Source organism: Schumannella soli (genome assembly GCF_006517435.1).
GTDB classification, from domain to species: Bacteria; Actinomycetota; Actinomycetes; order Actinomycetales; family Microbacteriaceae; genus Schumannella; species Schumannella soli.
The window spans coordinates 1,018,488-1,035,259 of sequence record NZ_VHQG01000002.1; the positions used below are offsets into that span (position 1 = coordinate 1,018,488).

Genomic DNA, 16,772 nt, shown 5'->3' on the forward strand with positions numbered 1-16,772 from the left:
GCATCTCGGCGCTCGAGCGACCTGACACGATGGAGGCATGCGCCGCCCGCTCGTGACCGTGATCGCCGCTGTCGTCACCGGGGCGCTGCTCAGCGGATGCGTCGCGACCGCGACGAGCTCGCACCGCTCGGCGTCGCCGTCGAGCAGTCCGACAGCGAGCGGCGGCGTCGCGATCGCGGGCGGCGGCGGCATCGAGTACGCCGGGGGAGCCGGCGGCACGGTCGCCTGGACCACGGCCGCCTGCACTGTCGCCAACGGCCGCCTGACCGCGATGACGACCCCGGATCCGCGCCAGAGCACCGACGCGCCCTCGTTGAGCTACGCCATCACCGACGGCGACGGGGCTCGCTTCGCGCTCCCGGACGGTCGCGTCTTCTCGCGCGGCGGCACGCTCGACGGCGTCGTCGCGGGCGAGCACCGCGGAGTCTGGTCGATCGCGTTCGCCTCGACCGAGCTCGACGATCCCGCCGGGGGAGCGGCCGTGACGGTGTCGGGCACGATCACCTGCTCGCGGGTCGCCGGATGACAGTCGTGACCCTGACCGGGCTGCTCATCTGCCGCGATGAGACGGAGGCGGCGGCGGTCGAACGTCATCTGCCCGAGCACCTGCGCCGCACGCGCGCCGAACCCGGCTGTCTCGCGTTCGAGGTCACCCGCCGCCCCGGCACGCGGACCTGGGACGTCGCGGAGCGATTCGTCGACGCGCGGGCCTTCGCCGCACACCAGCAGCGCGTGGCGGAGAGCACCTGGGGAGCGGCGACCGCGGGAATCGAACGCCGCTACGCGATCGAGTGACGGTCAGCCGGCGGCGCGGGCGACCAACGCGGTGAGCCGCTCCTCCTCGGCGGCGCCGATCTCGAGCAGGGCGAAGTGCGTCGGCCAGACCGCGCCGTCATCGAGCTGCGCGGGACTCTCGAAGCCGAGGGTGCAGTAGCGCGTGCCGAACTTCTCCGACGGCTGGAAGAAGCAGACGACCTTGCCGTCGGCGTTCGCGTAGGCCGGCATCCCGTAGTACGTCTTCGGGTCGAGCGCAGGGGCCGTCGCCGTGACGATCTCGTGAATCTTCTGCGCGAGCACCCGATCGTGCTCCGGCATCCCGGCGATCGCCTCCTCGCAGGCGGCGAGCATGTCGGCCTTCTTGCTCGAGGCCTTCAGCTCGCGTGCGCGCTGCTTCATCGCCGCCTTCTCCTCGGCGCTGAATCCCGCCGAGCCGGACTTCGTGGTGGTGGTCATGCGACGAGTCTGCGCCCGCTCCGTCCCGACCGCTTCTCGGATCCTGCTCGATCGCCGGACATCCGCCGCTCACGCGCGATCGAGTCCGTGCGCGATCAGACTCGCGGCCGTCTCGGCGATGCTGTCCTCGATCGGGCGCGGGCGCCAGCCCAGCATCCGCTCGGCCTTCGCGCTCGTCGCCGGGAAGTCGCGCCCGAGCTGCGGCCGAAGCGAGCGCAGGGCCGGATCGCCGATGCCGAGGAGTCGGGCGACGAGGACGGGGAGCTCGCGCGTCGGCACCGCCACGGCGCGCTCGCCGAGCCGGGCACGCAGGATGCGGGCGACCTCGACGATGCGCAGGCTGCGACCCGAGATGGCGAGGAAGCGCTCGCCCGCGGCCGCCGGGTCGGTCATGGCGCGCAGGTGGAGGTCGGCGACGTCGCGCACATCCACCCAGCCGGTGCCGAAGGGCGGACAGGCGGGAAGCGCTCCGGTCAGCATGCCGCGGATCGTGCGCAGCGAAGGCGGGTCATCGCTGCCGAGCAGCGGTCCGATCACCGCGGTCGGATTCACGACCGCCAGCTCGAGCGCCCCCGCCGTCCTCGGCGATGAACGCCCACGCCGCGCGCTCGGCGAGCGTCTTCGAACGCTGATACGGGGCGACGTCGGGGTTGTCGACGGCAGTCCAGTCCGCTTCGGTGAAGGGTTCGGAGCGCTTCGGATGCCCGTAGACGATCGCCCCCGAGGCGCTGGTGAGCACGACGCGCTTCACGCCCGCGTCGCGGGACGCCGTCAGCACGCGCGCGTCGTCGAAGGACTCCGCGTGGTGAAGCTGGCCGCGCAGCACTTCGCCCTTGCGCAGGTCGCGCACGGTCGTGCGCACGTCGTAGCCGGCTCGGAGCGCGGCCAGCACGCACCATCCGCCGATGTATCCGGAACCGCCGGTGACCAGGATGCGCTGCGGCATGCGCGCCGAGCGGATGCCCAGCGCAATCGTGCGCGCATCCTCGACGTCGCATCGGCTGCCTTCGCGGCGGACCCCGAGACGTCACTCAACGCGATCGCGAAGTCGGCGGGGGTGGGGGCCGGCACGCTGTACCGGCACTTCCCGACGCGCGAAGATCTGCTGCTCGCGGTCTATAAGGACGAGATCGAGGGACTCGAGGCGTCGGTGAGCCGGACGCTCGAACAGCAGGAACCACTCGACGCCTTCCGCGTCTGGGCTCGGCACCTCGCCGCCTCGGTGCGGGTCAAGCACGGCCTGGGCGAGGCGCTCTCCACCCCGACCGCGCAAGCGCTCACCGACAGCACCTACGGACCGGTCACCTCCGCGATCGGGCAGCTGCTCGACGCGGCGGCCGAACGCGGCGCCGCACGACCGGGCATCGATCCGTCCGACGTCCTGCTCATGCTCAGCGCACTCTGGCGGGTGCCGCCGACCGATTCCGGACTCGCGCAGGCCGACCGCGTCCTCGAGCTCATCATCGACAGCGTGCGGACCGAGCCCGGGGCGTGATGGCGCTCGGTCGCCGACGGCGTCGGGGCCCGCCGGAGCGCGGCTTCAGCCGTCCTGGGCGATGAGCGCCTCCGCGACGGCGACCGATCCTCTCGCGTAGTCGACCTCGTAGAGGTCGCCGCCGTGCACGAAGATCACAGCGCAGGCCGAGTCGGCGGTGCAGCCGTCGTCGACCGCCCACTCCTTCCGCGTGAGTCCGGCGAGCTTCGCCGGCGCGAAGGTGATGCCGGCGGCGTCGCCGAAGCCCGGCTTCAGCTGCGCGACCGCGGCGGCGCGCCCGTGTCCGCGGACGATCTTGACGCTCTGCGTGACGCTGCCGGCGAAGCAGTCCAGGTCGCCGACCCGCTGCATCGCGGATTCCTGGATCGTCAGGAGCTCCGGTCGCGCCGGCTGCGCGACGTAGGAGGCCGGCGCGCCGAGCGCGGCCCCGAGGGCGCCGGAGTCGAGCGCCGCCTCGCAGTCCGCCGTCGCCCCGCCGGTCGCAGGGGATGCCGAAGGCGAGCTCGGATCAGCCGGCGACGACGGGGGAGCGAGCCGGGCCCCCTCCGCCGCCGCCGCGTCGAAGATCGCGGTGAATGCGGCATCCAGGTCATGATCCGCGCCGGGATCGCCCGTCGCCTCGGGCGGGAACGTGCGCTCGAGGAACACCCACGTCCCGCCGATCCGGGCGGTCGCGCCGAAGCCCGGATCGCCGGAGCTCGCCACGACCGTGTGCGAACCGAAGGTGCGGGTCGCCGTCGCGGGGGCGTCGCCGAAGAGCATGCCGGTCCAGCGCGCATCCGGATCGGGCAGCAGCAGCGCGGTCAGCACCGGGGTGAAGCCCGAGATCGGCGCGCCCCTCCAAGCGCACTGCAGCCCTCCCGCCGCCGGGATCGCCGTCGCGGCGACCGCATCGACGCCGGCGCTGATCATCGTCGCGACCGGGTCGACGGCCGCCGCCGCACCGCCGATCGCGGCGCCGATCGTGCCCTCGTCGGCGAGATCCGCGCAGCCGAGCGCCGCGGGCGACGACGACGGAGTCGGTCGAGGCGACATCGGCTCTGTCCCGGGCGACGCGGTGCACGCGGCGAGAAGCGCCACGACAGCGAGCGCGCCGATCGCCAGAGAGACGCGGGGGAGAGGATCGCTCATGCCCTCAGTCTGCGCGCGCGGCGCGACGACGTCGACGGCGAGGGCGGCGTTTCGCCAGCGCACCGATCGCCCCGCCCCGAGAATCGAGTCATGCACGTGATCGATCGGATCGACGACGCCCGATTGCGCGACCTCTGCGGTCGCGGCGAGTTCTTCTGGCTCGACCTGACGACGCCGAGCGACGACGACATCCGCCACCTGGGAGAGCTGCTGGGCTTGCACCCGCTGGCGGTGGAGGACAGCATCCACTTCGGCCAGCGGCCCAAGCTCGACGTCTACGGCGACAAGGCCCTGCTGGTGCTGCAGGGTGGTCGCGAGCAGAAGCCCGAAGACGAGAACGAACAGCCGCTCGAGGAGATCCACCTCTACCTCAGCGGCGACTGGATCGTGACCCTGCACCGTGATCGCTTCGACGACCTCGAGCGTCTGCGATCGCAGCTCGAGCAGTCAGCGGCCGCGAAGAGCGAGCAGTATTACGTCTACAAGGTCGTCGACGCGATCGTCGACAGCTTCTTCCCGATCCTCGCCGACCTCGACGAGGAGATCGACGACCTCGAGGATGCGATCGTCGCCGGCGCGAAGCGACGTCAGCTCGAGGAGATCTTCCGGCTGAAGCGTCTTCTGCTGCGCCTGCGCAAGGCGGTCGTGCCGATGCGCGACGTGTTCGCGCGCGAGGCGGATCAGATCGTCGACCTCGCCGGACTCGAGGCGGACAGCCGCGACTACTTCCGCGACGTCTACGACCACCTCATCCGCATCACCGACGAGCTCGACTCGTATCAGGAGATGATCACGAGCTGCACCGACCTCTACCTCTCCACGGTCGCGAATCGGCAGGGGGAGGTGTCGAAGCAGCTAACGATCGTCGCCTCGGTGTTCCTGCCGCTGAGCTTCCTGACCGGATTCTTCGGCATGAACTTCGACTGGGAGGTCGACCACGTGCTGAAAGGCCCGTGGCTGTTCCTGTTCCTCGGACTCGGCTCGATGCTGCTCTCGGCCGGCGCGATGTGGTGGTGGTTCCACCGCAAGGGCTGGACGGGCCGCGACGACTGACCGGTCGCGCGTCCGCACGTGCCGGTACAGACTGGGCGGCATGACATTCGCTGTCGTCTCGGTCCATTCACCCCGCGCCGAGCATCGCGACGCCGTGCTCGACTCGATGCAGCGCTACAGCGGCGTCGCGCGCAGCCAGCCGGGCCTCGTCTGGACCGGCGTCGTCGACGACGCCGGGGGCCGATTCGTCGGGATCGCGGTCTGGGAGAACGAGGATGCCGCGCGCCGCGCCGCACCGGCGCTCATGGCGGAGGTCGGCGACGACCCGTTCACCACCTGGGACGAGCACCCGATCGACAGCCTTCGCGGCCTCCTGCGCTGACCGTCGTCACCACCGGGCTCGTGGCGCGATGGTCCGGCCAGGGGCGGGGTCCTCCGTCTGAGTTGTCATAATGTGCATTATCGGTGAATAAATCGGGGGCAGGAGAAGAGCGATCGAGGAGCATTGAGTGCGGCGCTCACCGCGCCGCGCGGCCGCGCAGTTCGGCCCTGGAGCTGAGGACGGCGCCACACGTGCGACGGGCCGCGCACCGCATCACGCGGCAGCTCGCGGCCGCCCGGCTCGGCCCCATCCACGCCAGGCGCGTCGGCGGTGCGCGGCCCGCCGGCGACAGCGACTGTCGCCGTCGCCGTCGCCGTCGCCGGCGCCAGCGCATCCGACACCACTCTCACGCTTCGCGGCATCGCTGACATAATGACGCGCTCCCATCGCGCCCCGTCAGACCGATCCATGTCGGTGGTCGGGCCTACCGTGAGCACATGGCGATCTTCTTCGACACGGCGACGACGCTCGACGGCTACCTGGCCGACGACGAGGACTCCCTCGCCTGGCTGTTCGCGGTGCCCGGAGGCGACTCCCCCTCCCCTGAGCTCGCACCCGGGCCGGCGGCCGTCATGGTCGAGGGATCGCACACCTACGAATGGGTGCTGCGCGATCAGGATCTCCTCGCGCATCCGGAGCGCTGGGCTGCCTTCCACGGCGACACGCCCGTGTTCGTGTTCACGACCCGAGAGCTCCCGGCACCGGCCGGTGCCGACGTGCGATTCGTCCGCGGCTCGGTCGAGGATGCACTGCCCGCGATCCGCGCGGCGGCCGGCGACGGCGACATCTGGCTGGTCGGCGGCGGCGATCTCGTCGGCCAGTTCGACGACGCCGGGGCACTGGACGAGCTGCGGCTGTCGTACGCGCCCGCCACGCTCGGCTCCGGAGCTCCGCTGCTCCCCCGCCGGCTCGGCGCCGAGCGCCTCAGTCTCGAATCCGTCGCGCGAGTGGGCGCATTCGCGCGACTCGTCTACCGCGTGAGCCGCTGACGAGTCACGATCGTCGGCGCGTGCGGATGCGGACCGGTTCCCCGCTCAGAGCGCCACGGCGCGACGCCGGCGCGCCCGCGCCGACCACCGTCCGTCTCGATGCTCGACGTCGATCGGATGCTCGAACGCCGCCGACACCGCCTCACTCGTGACGACCTCCGCGACAGGGCCGGAGGCCGTGATCCGCCCGTGGGCGACGAGCACGGCGTGCGTGGTCGTCTCCGGCAGCTCCTCGAGGTGATGCGTCACGAGGATCGACGCGAGATCCGGATGCGTGCGCTCGAGCGCATCCACCGTCTCCAGCAGCTGCTCGCGCGCTGCGACGTCCAGCCCCGTCGAGGGCTCGTCGAGCAGCAGCAGCGCCGGATCGGAGAGGAGCGCCCGCGCGATGAGCGTGCGACCCCGCTCCCCCTGCGACAGGGTGGGCCAGCGCGACTCGGCGATCGGCGACAGCCCCAGCTGCTCGAGCACGGCATCCGCTCGCTCGATCTCGTCGGGCGCCGCGACCCAGCGCATCGGCAGCTCGATCGTCGACGTGATGCCGGTCAGCGCCACCTCGCGCACCGACAGCGGCGAGTCGAGCGGATGCCGCGGGTTCACATGGCCGATCCGCCGCCGCAGCGCCGCCAGCTCGACGCGCCCCAGCCGCTCGCCGAGCACCTCGACCGTGCCGGCTGACGGATGCGTCACCGCGCCGCAGAAACCCAGGATCGTGCTCTTGCCGGCGCCGTTGGGGCCGAGCAGCGCCCAGTGCTCGCCCGCGCGCACCTCGAGCGTCACGTCCTCGAGGATCTGGCGCCCGTTGCGGCGGAACCCGACGTCGCGCAGCGCGACGACCGGGGCGGTCACCGCGCGTTCTCGCCGGAGAGGAACTGGCTGACCGCGTCGACGACGAGCGCGTGGTCGTCGGCCTGCGAGAGCCCGGAGACGCCGACGGTTCCGAGCAGCGCCCCCGACGCGGTCTTGATGGGAACACATCCGCCGGCGATCGCGAAGCGCGACGCGTCGAGCTCCGCGTAGCTGCGGCCGGTGACCTCGCCGCGGATCTTGAGCAGGAACGTGCTTGCTCCGAAGCGCTGCACCGCACGCGCCTTGCGCACCAGCCAGTCGTCGTTGTCGCTCGACGAGCCGGGCATGCCGACCTGGAAAGCGGTCTGCTCGCCGATCGTGATGCGGATGGCGATGGCGAGGTTCCGCTCGGCGGCGACGCCGACGAGGATCGTGCCCAGCTGCCAGGCGTCGGCGTGCGAGAAGTCGGCGAAGACGAGCTTGCGCTCCTGCTCCTCAAGCCGCTTCAGCTTGCGGCGCTGCGTCGTCGTGGGCGCGTCGGTCTCGGCCATGTCAGTCCTCCGTCTCGCGGCCGAGGGAGGCGATGGTGCGACGCACCAGCTCGGGAAGCCCCTCCGGCTCGTAGGGTTCGTCGGTGGCGGCCAGCTCGTCGACGCTCCACCAGCGATGCTGCTCGAGGTCGACCCGCTCGTCGTCGGTCCAGTTGTCGTTCGCCGGCGCGAAGGTGTCCGTGCGCAGCGCGTAGTACTCGGCGTGACCGCGATCGTGGTCGGCCTCGTCCCAGGTCACGTCGAAGTCGAGGCTCCAGATCGGCCCGGTCAGCACGGCGTCGCGCAGCCCGGTCTCCTCCCAGAGCTCGCGCACGGCGGCCTCGCCGTGCGTCTCGTCGCCCTCGACGCCGCCGCCGGGCGTCATCCACCGCGCGAACCCGCTCGAGTCGGGCGCGCGCGTGAGGAAGAGCAGCACCCGGTCTCGGTCGTCGACGACCAGGATGCGCGACGTGCGGCGCAGGCGCGTCATGCGATCAGCGGGTGAAGCCGCTGATGTCGCCGACGTAGCGCGTGTGATTCTCGGGGATCTGGTCGACCGCGGCCTGTGCGACCTCGGCCGCGAACTCGTCCACCTTGTAGAGGCGTCCCGCATCCTCGCGACGCGACTGGATCGCGCCCGGGTTGACGCGCTCGAGCAGCGTGGCCGTGATGGTGCCCTCGATCATGTCGCCCGAGACGACGACGAACTCGATGCCCTTCTCGGTGAGGCCCGGGATGCGCTCGCGCAGCGCATCCTCGCCGGCGCGCTTCGACAGGGCGACGGCCTCGTACTCGGGCATCGTCGGGGTGGTCTTGATGAAGTGCGCCTGGTGGCTCGTGACGAACACGACGCGCGCGCCCTCGACCAGCACCTCCTCGGCGGCGGTCAGCACGTTGACCTGCGCGTCGCGGTTGAGCTTCATGGCGTAGTCCTCGCCGAGCCCCGACTCCATTCCGCCGGAGGCGTTGAGCACGAGCAGGTCGAGGCCGCCCCAGCGCTCCTGCACCTGCTGGAACATCGCCTCGACGCTCGCCGGGTCGGTCAGGTCGGCGCCGACGGCGAAGGCCTCTCCCCCGCTCTGCTCGATGCCGGCGACGATCTTGAGCGCGCGCGGCTCCTTGTTGCGGAAGTTGATGACGACCTTCGCTCCCGCCGCGGCGAGGAACGTGGCCGTGTCCGCGCCGATGCCGCGAGACGAGCCGGTGACGAGGGCGCGGATGCCGGCCAGGGAGCCGGTAGCGAGGGGAGTTTCCACGGGATGCGAGCCTAGCAACGCGACGCGCCGGAGGATTCCTCGATCCGGCCCGCGCTCCGCTCTTCGGTGATAGTTTCGAATCATCGTCGGACTACCCGAGGGAGGCGCCCGATGGCCGAGTTCTTGACCCAGTGGGCCTGGATCGTGTGGATCGCCCTGATCCTCCTCTTCGTGGTCATCGAGATGATGAACCTCGAGTTCACCTTCCTCATGCTGGCGGTCGGCAGCCTGAGCGGCCTGGTCTCCAGCCTCTTCAGCGCTCCGTGGTGGGCGCAGATCATCATCGCCGGTGTGACGGCGATCCTGCTGCTGTTCCTGGTCCGTCCTGCCCTGCATCGGCGCATCCACCGCGGCGCGGATCCGGCCAAGAGCAACGTCGAAGCCCTGCTGGGCCTCAGCGGCAGCGTCGTCAAGGCCTTCGACGAGGGCCGCGGACAGGTCAAGCTCGCCAACGGCGAGACCTGGACGGCGCGCCTCGGCACCGACTCCCCCTTGCAGCCCCACGACGGCGACCGCGTCGTCGTCACCGCGATCGAAGGCTCGACCGCCGTGGTCGAGCCCGCAGAAAGGACCGCACCCCAGTGAATTCCGGTGAGCTCTTCGGAGCGGCCCTCTTGGTGATCGTCGTGATCATCGTCGTCATCTTCGTGCTGGTGACGATCTTCCGCTCGATCCGCATCGTGCCCCAGGCCTACTCCGGCGTCGTCGAGCGCCTCGGCCGCTACCACAAGACCCTCCAGCCGGGTCTGAACCTGCTGGTGCCGTTCATCGACCGTCTGCGCCCCCTGGTCGACATGCGCGAGCAGGTCGTCTCCTTCCCGCCGCAGCCCGTGATCACGGAGGACAACCTGGTCGTCTCGATCGACACGGTCGTCTACTTCCAGGTGACGGATGCGCGCGCCGCGACCTACGAGATCGCCAACTACCTGGGTGCCGTCGAGCAGCTCACGACCACCACGCTCCGCAACGTGGTCGGCGGCCTGAACCTCGAAGAGGCCCTGACCAGCCGCGACAACATCAACAGCCAGCTGCGCATCGTGCTCGACGAGGCCACCGGCAAGTGGGGCATCCGCGTCGGACGTGTCGAGCTCAAGGCCATCGACCCGCCCGTGTCGATCCAGGACTCGATGGAGAAGCAGATGCGCGCCGAGCGTGACCGTCGCGCGCAGATCCTCACCGCCGAGGGAACCAAGCAGGCTGCGATCCTGCAGGCCGAGGGTGGTCGCCAGGCGGCGATCCTCGAGGCCGAGGGTGATGCCAAGGCCCAGGTGCTGCGCGCCCAGGGTGAGGCCGAGGCGATCCAGACGGTGTTCAACGCCATCCACGCCGGCGACCCCGACGAGAAGCTGCTGGCCTACCAGTACCTACAGACGCTGCCGAAGCTCGCCGAGGGCGACGCGAACAAGCTCTGGATCATCCCGAGCGAGCTCACCGAGGCCCTCAAGGGCATCGGGCAGGGCTTCTTCTCGCCGCGCTCCGACCAGCCCTTCGTGCCGAACCCGGTGAAGCCGGCGTCGAGCCTCGCGAACCTGCACAGCGACTCGAACACCGACCACAGCGAGGCCGCGGCCGGGATCGAGATCCCGGATGTCAGCGTCGCCGACGCGCCGCCGTCGTTCCCGAGCTCGGTGGACGACCCGCCGGCCGCACCGAGCACGCCGCCGACCGCGCCGCCCGCTCCGCCGGCTGGGCCGACGCCGCCCACGGCGCCGCCGGCCGGACCCACCGGCCCGGTCGCGTGAGCTGGGGCGCTCGAATCGGGTCGAGCGCCTACCTGCAGCCCGCTCCCCCGCGCGTCATCGCGCATCGCGGGCTCGCGGTCGACGCGCCGGAGAACACGCTGCTCGCGTTCTTCCACGCGCTCAACGTCGGCGTCACCCATCTGGAGACGGATGTGCACGGCAGCCGTGACGCGGTCGCCGTGGTGAGTCACGATCCCGACCTGAGCCGGGTCGCCGGGCGACCCGGCCAGGTCTCCGATCTGACGATGGCGGAACTGCGCCGCGTGCCGCTCGGCCACGACCAGGGCTACTGCTCGCTCGAGGAGCTGCTCGACGGCTTCCCCGACGCCCGGGTCAACATCGACATCAAGAGCGCGGATGCGATCGGCCCGGCCATCTCAGCGATCCGACGGACGAAGGCCGAGCACCGGGTGCTGATCGGATCGTTCAGCGGCTCCCGGCGAACCGCCGTCGTGCGCGCGCTGCCCGGCGTCGCGACCTCCGTCTCGTCGTTCGGCGCGGTGATCGCGGTCGCCGCCGCTTCCGCGGGCCTGACTCCGCTGGTGCGTCGCGCACTGCGCGGGGTGGATGCGACTCAGCTGCCGACACGCGTGCTCGGCATGGCCGTCGACGCGCCCCGGGTCATCCGCGCCATCCATGCCGCGGGCGCCGAGGCGCACTTCTGGACCATCAACGACCCGGCCCAGATGTCGGCGCTGCTGGATGCCGGCGCCGACGGGATCGTGACCGATCGCGCGGACCTCGCGATGGCGGTTCTGAGAGCCCGGACAGGCACCCCCGATCGTCTGTGAATGATCTGGAAAGGGCCGGTCCCGGGCATCTCCGGAGGACCCTTTCCGTTAGACAGTGGTGTCACAGCGACAGTTGTGGCACGCAGCGCACAGAGGAGGCCACACGATGGCAGATCGAAGCCTGCGCGGTATGCGACTCGGATCACAGAGCCTGCAGAGCGAAGAGGGCATCGAGTTCTCACCGCGCAAGAAGAGCGTCTATCGCACGGAGGAAGGGCAGACCTTCGAGGTCATGTTCTCCGCCGACGCCGAAGTTCCGGAGTTCTGGTCCTCGCCGCGCACCGGCCAGGAAGGCCGCCTCGTCGGCGAGGACGGCGAGCTGGTCGAGGTCGAGCAGGTCGAGGCCAAGCCGGCCCGAACCCACTGGGACATGCTGCTCGAGCGACGCACCGAGGCGGAGCTCGAGGAGCTCCTTCAGGAGCGGCTCGAGTACCTCCGGGCCCGCCGCGGCAGCCGCAAGAGCGCCTGACCGCACGTCACCCCCGCACTCCCCCCGACATCCTGGCGGCACCGTCTCAAGACGGTGCCGCCAGTGTCATCTCCGGCGTCGACAGCCGCGGTCGCGGAGAGACGTGCGCGGCGAGAACGCGATCAGAGCCGGGCGCGACGATCGAGACGTGAGCGGATGCCGGACGCGGCGAGCAGCAGCAGACCGCCGAGCGCGAGGAACCACTCCAGCTGCAGACCCACCGCGACGGCGGGCGTCGTGCCCGTGCGCAGCGGCACATCATCCACGATGACGCCCGGCTCGTAGGTCGGCAGCCGGTGCGTCACGGTCCCGTCGGGCAGCACGACCGCCGAGGTGCCGACCGTGGAGATGTTGACGACCGAGCGTCCCAGCTCGAGCGCGCGCACCTGCGCGATCGCGAGCTGCTGCACGCTCTCGTCGGTGTCCTCGCCGAAGTCGGCGTTGTTCGTCTGCGCGAGGATCACCTGCGCCCCGTCATCGACGCTCTGCCGCATGATCGCGTCGTCGACGATGTCGAAGCAGATCGCGAACCCGGCGACGGCTTTGCCCACATCCATCACCGTGTCGGTCGTGCCGGGCGTGTACTCGCGCTGCACGAGGTCGATCAGGTCGGGTGCGAAGGGACGCCAGAAGGCCCGGTCGGGGATGTACTCGCCGAACGGCACCGGATGCTTCTTGTCGTAGTGGTCGGCCGCCTCGCCGTCCTTCCAGAGCAGCGAGGTGTTGAAGTACTCGTCGCCGCGGTGCGTGATCGTGCCGCCGACGATCGGCGCATCGGCCTCAGCGGAGACGAGGTCCCAGATGCGCGCGGCCCAGCCGTTGCGCAGCGGGTCGACGTCGGAGGCGCCCTCCGGCCAGACGACCACATCCACGTTCTGGTCGAACACCGGCTCGGTCGCCCGCGCCTGACCGAGCAGGTTGTCGCCGACGTTCTCGGGCGGGTCGAAGTAGCCCGCTTTGGTGTCGCCCTGCACGGCGCCGACGCGCAGCGTGCCGTCGGGCGTGGTCGGGAACGTCGGCACGATCAGCACCGCGAGCGCGACCGCTGTGACGACGGCGCCGCGCAGCGCGCGACGACCGGCGGGATCGAGCACGATCTCGATCGCGGCCGCGACGAGCAGCACCATGAGGAAGCTGAGGCCCGAGGAGCCGAGCCAGCTGAACAGGCTCTGGAACGGCGAGTCCGACTGCGAGAACGCGACACGACCCCACGAGAAGCCGCCGTAGGGCCAGATGCTCGACACGCCCTCGCGCAGGATCCAGAGACCCGCGACCACGGCCGGGAGCAGCACCAGCCGTCCGACGCGGCCGGGCACGACCCGCGGCAGCCAGCGGTAAGCGAGCGTGATGAGCATCGCGCCGGCGCCCATCCACAGCGACATCAGGGTCGCGAGCGCCGCCCACGGCAGCACGCCGAGGAACCGCGAAGCCCAGCCGATGTGCGGGAACCAGAACGCGGCGCCGAATACGAGACCGACGAGCAGAGCCGCGCCGAGACGACGGCCCCGCAGGGCGACCAGGGCGATCGCGATGGCCGGGAACGCGAGGACCCAGACCGCCGGGCCGGGGAATGCGGCGCGCAGCAGCAGGCCGCCGGCCGCGGCGAGGAGCACGGAGGCGAGCAGCGGGATGCGCCCGCCGAGCACGAACCCGTCGCAGCGAGCACGGTCATCCGCGACCCCCGCGGGCACCACAGCGCGCCGCGGGATGACGAACTCGCTCACGACACCGCCGAATCGGAGACGACGCCGCGCCGGATGCCGTCGATCGCCCGCCGGGCGGTCGGGCCGACGCGGCCCTCGGCGACGAGCGAGATCTGGTCGAGCAGGTCGATGACCTGCTTCATCCAGCGCACGAAGTCGCCTGCGGCGAGGTCGGCGTCGCGCAGCACGCTGTCGAGGCGCGCTCCGCCGGCCCAGCGATAGGCGGCCAGCGAGAGACCCGCGGCGGGCGCGTCCTTCGACGGCAGCCGGTGCTCGTCCTCCAGATCGCTCAGCTGCGCCCAGAGCTCCTCGGTCGCGCCGAAGGCCTTGCGGAACGGCCCGCGCGGCAGCTCGACCGGCTCGCCCGACTCGCGGCGCGGCTCATAGACGAGCGCGGTGACGAGCGCGGCGAGAGCCGGCGCATCCAGCTCGTCCCACAGTCCGCGGCGCAGGCACTCGGCGACCAGCAGGTCGCGCTCGCCGTAGATGCGCCGCAGCAGCCGCCCGTCGACGGTCGTCTCGATCTGGTCGCCCTTGCCGCTGAGGTAGCCGAGCTCGAGCAGCACGTCGGTGACGCGGTCGAAGACCTTCGCGACGGCGCCGGTGCGCCCCTCGACCTGCGAGGTGAGCTGGTCGGTCTCGCGCTTCAACCGCCACCAGCGCTCGGCCCAGCGCGCGTGCGCCTCGCGGTCGTTGCAGGAGTGGCAGGGGTGCTGCCGCATCCGCCGCCGCAGATCGGCCATGTGCCGCTGCCGGCGCTCGCGCTCCCCGCGACCGCCGCCGTCGGAGCGCGCGTTCTTGCGCTCCAGGTCGCTGAGCTCGCGCCGCATCGACGCGTACTCGCGGAAGTCGCCGAGGTGACAGGTCATCGCCTGCGCGTAGCCGTCGAGGCTCTCACGCTGCGCCTTGACCTTGCGCGCCAGGTCGACGACCGCACGGTCGGCCTGGAACTGCGCGAAGGAGCTCTCGAGGATCTCGCGCGTGCGCACGCGGCCGAACTGCGCGACGAGGTTGACCGCCATGTTGTAGGTCGGGCGGAAGCTGGAGTTGAGCGGGTAGCTGCGACGGGAGGCCAGCGAGGCGACGGCCTGGGGGTTGAGTCCGCTCGACCACTGGATGACCGAGTGACCCTCGACGTCGATGCCGCGGCGGCCGGCACGGCCGGTGAGCTGGGTGTACTCCCCCGGCGTGATCGGCACGCGGGCCTCGCCGTTGAACTTCTCGAGCTTCTCGAGCACGACCGTGCGGGCCGGCATGTTCACGCCCAGGGCGAGGGTCTCGGTCGCGAAGACGACCTTCAGCAGCTTGCGCTGGAAGAGCTCCTCGATGACCTCCTTGAACGCCGGCAGCAGTCCGGCGTGGTGGGCGGCGACGCCGCGGGTCAGTCCCTCGAGCCACTCCCAGTAGCCGAGCACCGCCAGGTCCTCGTCGCGCAGGGTGCGGCAGCGCTCCTCGGCGATCGCGCGGATCTCCTCGCGCTCCCAGGCCTCAGTGAGCCGGATGCCGCTGCGCACGACCTGGGTGACGGCGGCGTCGCATCCGACCCGGCTGAAGACGAAGAAGATCGCCGGCAGCAGGTTCTTGTCGTCGAGCATGTGCACGAACGCGGCCCGGTCGACGCGGTCGGCGTTGCGGAAGTCGCGGCGCCCGGTGTCCTTATGGTGGATGCGGCGCAGATCGCCGCCGGCACGCCCGCCGAGCTCCCGCCCGCCCGCGGCGGCCAGCCGCGCGAGCTCGGGGTTCACGCGGTTCGTGGCCGCCTGCCCGGAGGAGTCGAAGAGGTCGAGCAGCTTCGTGCGCACGAGCACGTGCTGATCGAGCGGAACCGGTCGCTCCTCCGACACGATCACGTCGGTGTGACCGCGCACGGCGCCGAGCCAGTCGCCGAACTCCTCTGCGTTCGACACCGTGGCGCTGAGCGACACCATCCGCACCTGCTTCGGCAGGTGGATGATGACCTCCTCCCACACGGCGCCGCGGAATCGGTCGGCGAGGTAGTGCACCTCGTCCATCACGACGAACGCCAGGTCGGTCAGCAGCGGCGAGTCGGCGTAGAGCATGTTGCGCAGCACCTCGGTCGTCATCACGACGACGCGGGCGGAGCTGTTGATGTTGCTGTCTCCGGTCAGCAGGCCGACCTCGTCCGAGCCGTACTCGGCGACGAGCTCCGCGTACTTCTGGTTCGACAGCGCCTTCATCGGGGTCGTGTAGAAGACCTTGTCGCGCGGTTCGAACATCGCCAGGTAGACGGCGAACTCGGCCACGATCGTCTTGCCGGCGCCCGTCGGAGCGGCGACGAGGACGCTCCGTCCCTCCTCGAGGGTGCGGCAGGCGGCGAGCTGGAAGGGGTCGAGATCGTAGGCGAGCTTCGCCCGGAACGCCTCGAGTCGCGGCGACCCGCGGCGCGCCCGTGACTGGGCGTAGCGCTCGGAGGGGCTCGGAGCGCTCGATTCGGCCGTGCTCATGCGCCGGCGGGGAGGCCGGCGTCGGTGCCGGCGATCGCCGCAGCGGTCTTCCGATCGACCGAGCGGTCGTGCAGAAGCGAGACTCCGACAGCGGCGAAGTACAGCGCGACCATGGGCACAGCGAGCAGGAACATCGAGAAGAGGTCGGCTGCCGGGGTCGCCGCCGCTGTGAAGAGCGTGATCGCGAGGATCGCCCAGCGCCACCCCTTGAGGATCGACTTGCCGCGAAGGATGCCGGCGAAGTTCAGCAGCACGAGGAAGACCGGCAGCACGAACGCCACCCCCGTGGCTAGAACCAGCTTGAGGATGAAGTCGAGGAAGTACTTCGCGTCGAAGAAGGTCGTGCCACCCTTGGGCACGAATCCGGCCATCAACTCGACGATGTGCGGCATGACATAGAAACCGGCCGCGCATCCGGCCAGGAAGAGCGGGATCGCCGAGAAAAAGAAGCCGAAGACGTAGCGCTTCTCGGTCTTGGTCAGCCCGGGAGTGAGGAAGCCGAAGATCTGCAAGAGCCAGATCGGACTCGAGATCACGATGCCGACGGCCAGTGCGACCTGGAGCCGGACGTCGAATCCGGTCGCGATCCCGGAGAAGTTGATCGACACCGCATTGTGCTTGGCCTCCGACAGCACCGTCACCGGCGCCGACAGGATCGGCCAGATGAAGTCGTAGAGGATGAACCCGGCGACGGTACCCACGAGGATGCCCGCGGCGCCGATCATCAGGCGATTGCGGAGTTCGACCAGATGCTCCCCGAGGGACATCCGCCCTTCAGGGTTGCGCTGCCGCTTCCGCTGAGTG

The 16,772-nt window shown here is 70.8% G+C and carries 21 protein-coding genes; 10 read left to right on the forward strand and 11 right to left on the reverse strand.

The genetic code is table 11. From position 1 onward, the window contains the following. Nucleotides 1-37: 37 nt before the first annotated feature. Both FJ657_RS10400 and FJ657_RS10405 read left to right on the forward strand, forming a co-directional pair. Complete coding sequence (locus FJ657_RS10400; protein ID WP_141163557.1) at nucleotides 38-526, forward strand: hypothetical protein; 489 nt, start codon at nucleotides 38-40, stop codon at nucleotides 524-526. Continuing rightward, nucleotides 523-795, forward strand: coding sequence for a putative quinol monooxygenase (locus FJ657_RS10405; RefSeq protein WP_141163558.1), 273 nt, complete (start codon nucleotides 523-525; stop codon nucleotides 793-795). Before FJ657_RS10400 ends, FJ657_RS10405 begins: the two co-directional genes overlap by 4 nt. 3 nt (nucleotides 796-798) lie before the next feature. Here the strand turns inward: FJ657_RS10405 and FJ657_RS10410 are convergent, their stop codons facing one another. The 3 genes from FJ657_RS10410 to FJ657_RS17215 form a co-directional block, all read right to left on the reverse strand. Next, the gene (locus FJ657_RS10410; protein ID WP_141163559.1) at nucleotides 799-1,233 is read right to left on the reverse strand and encodes a DUF1801 domain-containing protein; all 435 of its coding nucleotides are present in this window, start codon (nucleotides 1,231-1,233) and stop codon (nucleotides 799-801) included. Nucleotides 1,234-1,302: 69 nt separating this feature from the next. Next, nucleotides 1,303-1,785, reverse strand: a complete 483-nt coding sequence (locus FJ657_RS17210; RefSeq protein WP_219995894.1) for a Rossmann-fold NAD(P)-binding domain-containing protein — start codon at nucleotides 1,783-1,785, stop codon at nucleotides 1,303-1,305. Continuing rightward, entirely contained in the window at nucleotides 1,742-2,179 is a 438-nt protein-coding gene (locus tag FJ657_RS17215; RefSeq protein ID WP_219995895.1) for an NAD-dependent epimerase/dehydratase family protein, read from the reverse strand. The genes FJ657_RS17210 and FJ657_RS17215 overlap by 44 nt, the downstream gene beginning before the upstream one ends. Before the next feature lie 36 nt (nucleotides 2,180-2,215). On the opposite strand from FJ657_RS17215, the gene FJ657_RS10420 reads away from it, so the two are divergent. Then, nucleotides 2,216-2,728, forward strand: a complete 513-nt coding sequence (locus tag FJ657_RS10420) for a TetR/AcrR family transcriptional regulator (protein ID WP_255447315.1) — start codon at nucleotides 2,216-2,218, stop codon at nucleotides 2,726-2,728. 45 nt (nucleotides 2,729-2,773) lie between these two features. Here FJ657_RS10420 and FJ657_RS10425 read toward each other — a convergent pair whose 3' ends face one another. Beyond that, on the reverse strand, nucleotides 2,774-3,859 hold the full coding sequence (locus tag FJ657_RS10425) for a hypothetical protein (protein ID WP_141163560.1): 1,086 nt from the start codon (nucleotides 3,857-3,859) through the stop codon (nucleotides 2,774-2,776). Between the two features lie 90 nt (nucleotides 3,860-3,949). Between FJ657_RS10425 and corA the strand changes: the two genes are divergently transcribed. The 3 genes from corA (at nucleotide 3,950) to FJ657_RS10440 (ending at nucleotide 6,223) form a co-directional block, all read left to right on the forward strand. Further along, nucleotides 3,950-4,912 carry a magnesium/cobalt transporter CorA gene (gene corA, locus FJ657_RS10430; RefSeq protein ID WP_141163561.1) on the forward strand — a complete coding sequence of 321 codons (963 nt, stop codon included), beginning with the start codon at nucleotides 3,950-3,952 and terminating at the stop codon, nucleotides 4,910-4,912. A 40-nt stretch (nucleotides 4,913-4,952) separates the two neighbouring features. Beyond that, entirely contained in the window at nucleotides 4,953-5,234 is a 282-nt protein-coding gene (locus FJ657_RS10435; protein WP_141163562.1) for an antibiotic biosynthesis monooxygenase, read from the forward strand. Nucleotides 5,235-5,671: 437 nt separating this feature from the next. Next, entirely contained in the window at nucleotides 5,672-6,223 is a 552-nt protein-coding gene (locus FJ657_RS10440) for a dihydrofolate reductase family protein (protein WP_141163563.1), read from the forward strand. A 45-nt stretch (nucleotides 6,224-6,268) separates the two neighbouring features. On the opposite strand, the gene FJ657_RS10445 is transcribed toward FJ657_RS10440, so the two are convergent. The 4 genes from FJ657_RS10445 to FJ657_RS10460 are packed head-to-tail and all read right to left on the reverse strand — an operon-like array spanning nucleotide 6,269 to nucleotide 8,798. After that, nucleotides 6,269-7,072, reverse strand: a complete 804-nt coding sequence (locus tag FJ657_RS10445) for an ABC transporter ATP-binding protein (protein ID WP_181408969.1) — start codon at nucleotides 7,070-7,072, stop codon at nucleotides 6,269-6,271. After that, the gene (locus tag FJ657_RS17405; protein ID WP_141163565.1) at nucleotides 7,069-7,563 is read right to left on the reverse strand and encodes a heme-degrading domain-containing protein; all 495 of its coding nucleotides are present in this window, start codon (nucleotides 7,561-7,563) and stop codon (nucleotides 7,069-7,071) included. Before FJ657_RS17405 ends, FJ657_RS10445 begins: the two co-directional genes overlap by 4 nt. A 1-nt stretch (nucleotide 7,564) precedes the next feature. After that, nucleotides 7,565-8,032, reverse strand: a complete 468-nt coding sequence (locus tag FJ657_RS10455; RefSeq protein ID WP_141163566.1) for an NUDIX hydrolase — start codon at nucleotides 8,030-8,032, stop codon at nucleotides 7,565-7,567. Nucleotides 8,033-8,036: 4 nt separating this feature from the next. Then, nucleotides 8,037-8,798 carry an SDR family oxidoreductase gene (locus FJ657_RS10460; protein ID WP_141163567.1) on the reverse strand — a complete coding sequence of 254 codons (762 nt, stop codon included), beginning with the start codon at nucleotides 8,796-8,798 and terminating at the stop codon, nucleotides 8,037-8,039. 111 nt (nucleotides 8,799-8,909) lie between these two features. On the opposite strand from FJ657_RS10460, the gene FJ657_RS10465 reads away from it, so the two are divergent. From FJ657_RS10465 to FJ657_RS10480, 4 genes are all read left to right on the forward strand, one after another. Beyond that, complete coding sequence (locus FJ657_RS10465) at nucleotides 8,910-9,383, forward strand: NfeD family protein (protein WP_141163568.1); 474 nt, start codon at nucleotides 8,910-8,912, stop codon at nucleotides 9,381-9,383. Next, nucleotides 9,380-10,540 (forward strand): SPFH domain-containing protein, encoded by a 1,161-nt coding sequence (locus FJ657_RS10470; RefSeq protein WP_141163569.1) that lies wholly within the window; start codon nucleotides 9,380-9,382, stop codon nucleotides 10,538-10,540. Before FJ657_RS10465 ends, FJ657_RS10470 begins: the two co-directional genes overlap by 4 nt. After that, nucleotides 10,537-11,331, forward strand: a complete 795-nt coding sequence (locus tag FJ657_RS10475; protein ID WP_255447258.1) for a glycerophosphodiester phosphodiesterase family protein — start codon at nucleotides 10,537-10,539, stop codon at nucleotides 11,329-11,331. The genes FJ657_RS10470 and FJ657_RS10475 overlap by 4 nt, the downstream gene beginning before the upstream one ends. 106 nt (nucleotides 11,332-11,437) lie before the next feature. Further along, complete coding sequence (locus FJ657_RS10480) at nucleotides 11,438-11,800, forward strand: RNA polymerase-binding protein RbpA (RefSeq protein WP_141163570.1); 363 nt, start codon at nucleotides 11,438-11,440, stop codon at nucleotides 11,798-11,800. Between the two features lie 122 nt (nucleotides 11,801-11,922). On the opposite strand, the gene lnt is transcribed toward FJ657_RS10480, so the two are convergent. From lnt to tatC, 3 genes are read right to left on the reverse strand one after another with little or no spacing between them, the layout of a single operon-like run. After that, nucleotides 11,923-13,524, reverse strand: coding sequence for an apolipoprotein N-acyltransferase (lnt, locus tag FJ657_RS10485; protein WP_255447259.1), 1,602 nt, complete (start codon nucleotides 13,522-13,524; stop codon nucleotides 11,923-11,925). Next, entirely contained in the window at nucleotides 13,521-15,968 is a 2,448-nt protein-coding gene (locus FJ657_RS10490) for a DEAD/DEAH box helicase (RefSeq protein ID WP_141163571.1), read from the reverse strand. Before FJ657_RS10490 ends, lnt begins: the two co-directional genes overlap by 4 nt. Further along, nucleotides 15,965-16,735 carry a twin-arginine translocase subunit TatC gene (tatC, locus tag FJ657_RS10495; RefSeq protein ID WP_141163572.1) on the reverse strand — a complete coding sequence of 257 codons (771 nt, stop codon included), beginning with the start codon at nucleotides 16,733-16,735 and terminating at the stop codon, nucleotides 15,965-15,967. Before tatC ends, FJ657_RS10490 begins: the two co-directional genes overlap by 4 nt. Between the last annotated feature and the right edge of the window lie 37 nt (nucleotides 16,736-16,772).

Bases quoted from the DNA above. Each gene is read 5' to 3' on its own strand.
- FJ657_RS10400 (WP_141163557.1), top strand. From the start codon at position 38: ATGCGCCGCCCGCTCGTGACCGTGATCGCCGCTGTCGTCACCGGGGCG.
- FJ657_RS10405 (WP_141163558.1), top strand. From the start codon at position 523: ATGACAGTCGTGACCCTGACCGGGCTGCTCATCTGCCGCGATGAGACG.
- FJ657_RS10410 (WP_141163559.1), bottom strand. From the start codon at position 1,233: ATGACCACCACCACGAAGTCCGGCTCGGCGGGATTCAGCGCCGAGGAG.
- FJ657_RS17215 (WP_219995895.1), bottom strand. From the start codon at position 2,179: ATGCCGCAGCGCATCCTGGTCACCGGCGGTTCCGGATACATCGGCGGA.
- FJ657_RS10425 (WP_141163560.1), bottom strand. From the start codon at position 3,859: ATGAGCGATCCTCTCCCCCGCGTCTCTCTGGCGATCGGCGCGCTCGCT.
- corA (WP_141163561.1), top strand. From the start codon at position 3,950: ATGCACGTGATCGATCGGATCGACGACGCCCGATTGCGCGACCTCTGC.
- FJ657_RS10435 (WP_141163562.1), top strand. From the start codon at position 4,953: ATGACATTCGCTGTCGTCTCGGTCCATTCACCCCGCGCCGAGCATCGC.
- FJ657_RS10440 (WP_141163563.1), top strand. From the start codon at position 5,672: ATGGCGATCTTCTTCGACACGGCGACGACGCTCGACGGCTACCTGGCC.
- FJ657_RS17405 (WP_141163565.1), bottom strand. From the start codon at position 7,563: ATGGCCGAGACCGACGCGCCCACGACGACGCAGCGCCGCAAGCTGAAG.
- FJ657_RS10455 (WP_141163566.1), bottom strand. From the start codon at position 8,032: ATGACGCGCCTGCGCCGCACGTCGCGCATCCTGGTCGTCGACGACCGA.
- FJ657_RS10465 (WP_141163568.1), top strand. From the start codon at position 8,910: ATGGCCGAGTTCTTGACCCAGTGGGCCTGGATCGTGTGGATCGCCCTG.
- FJ657_RS10480 (WP_141163570.1), top strand. From the start codon at position 11,438: ATGGCAGATCGAAGCCTGCGCGGTATGCGACTCGGATCACAGAGCCTG.
- FJ657_RS10490 (WP_141163571.1), bottom strand. From the start codon at position 15,968: ATGAGCACGGCCGAATCGAGCGCTCCGAGCCCCTCCGAGCGCTACGCC.
- tatC (WP_141163572.1), bottom strand. From the start codon at position 16,735: ATGTCCCTCGGGGAGCATCTGGTCGAACTCCGCAATCGCCTGATGATC.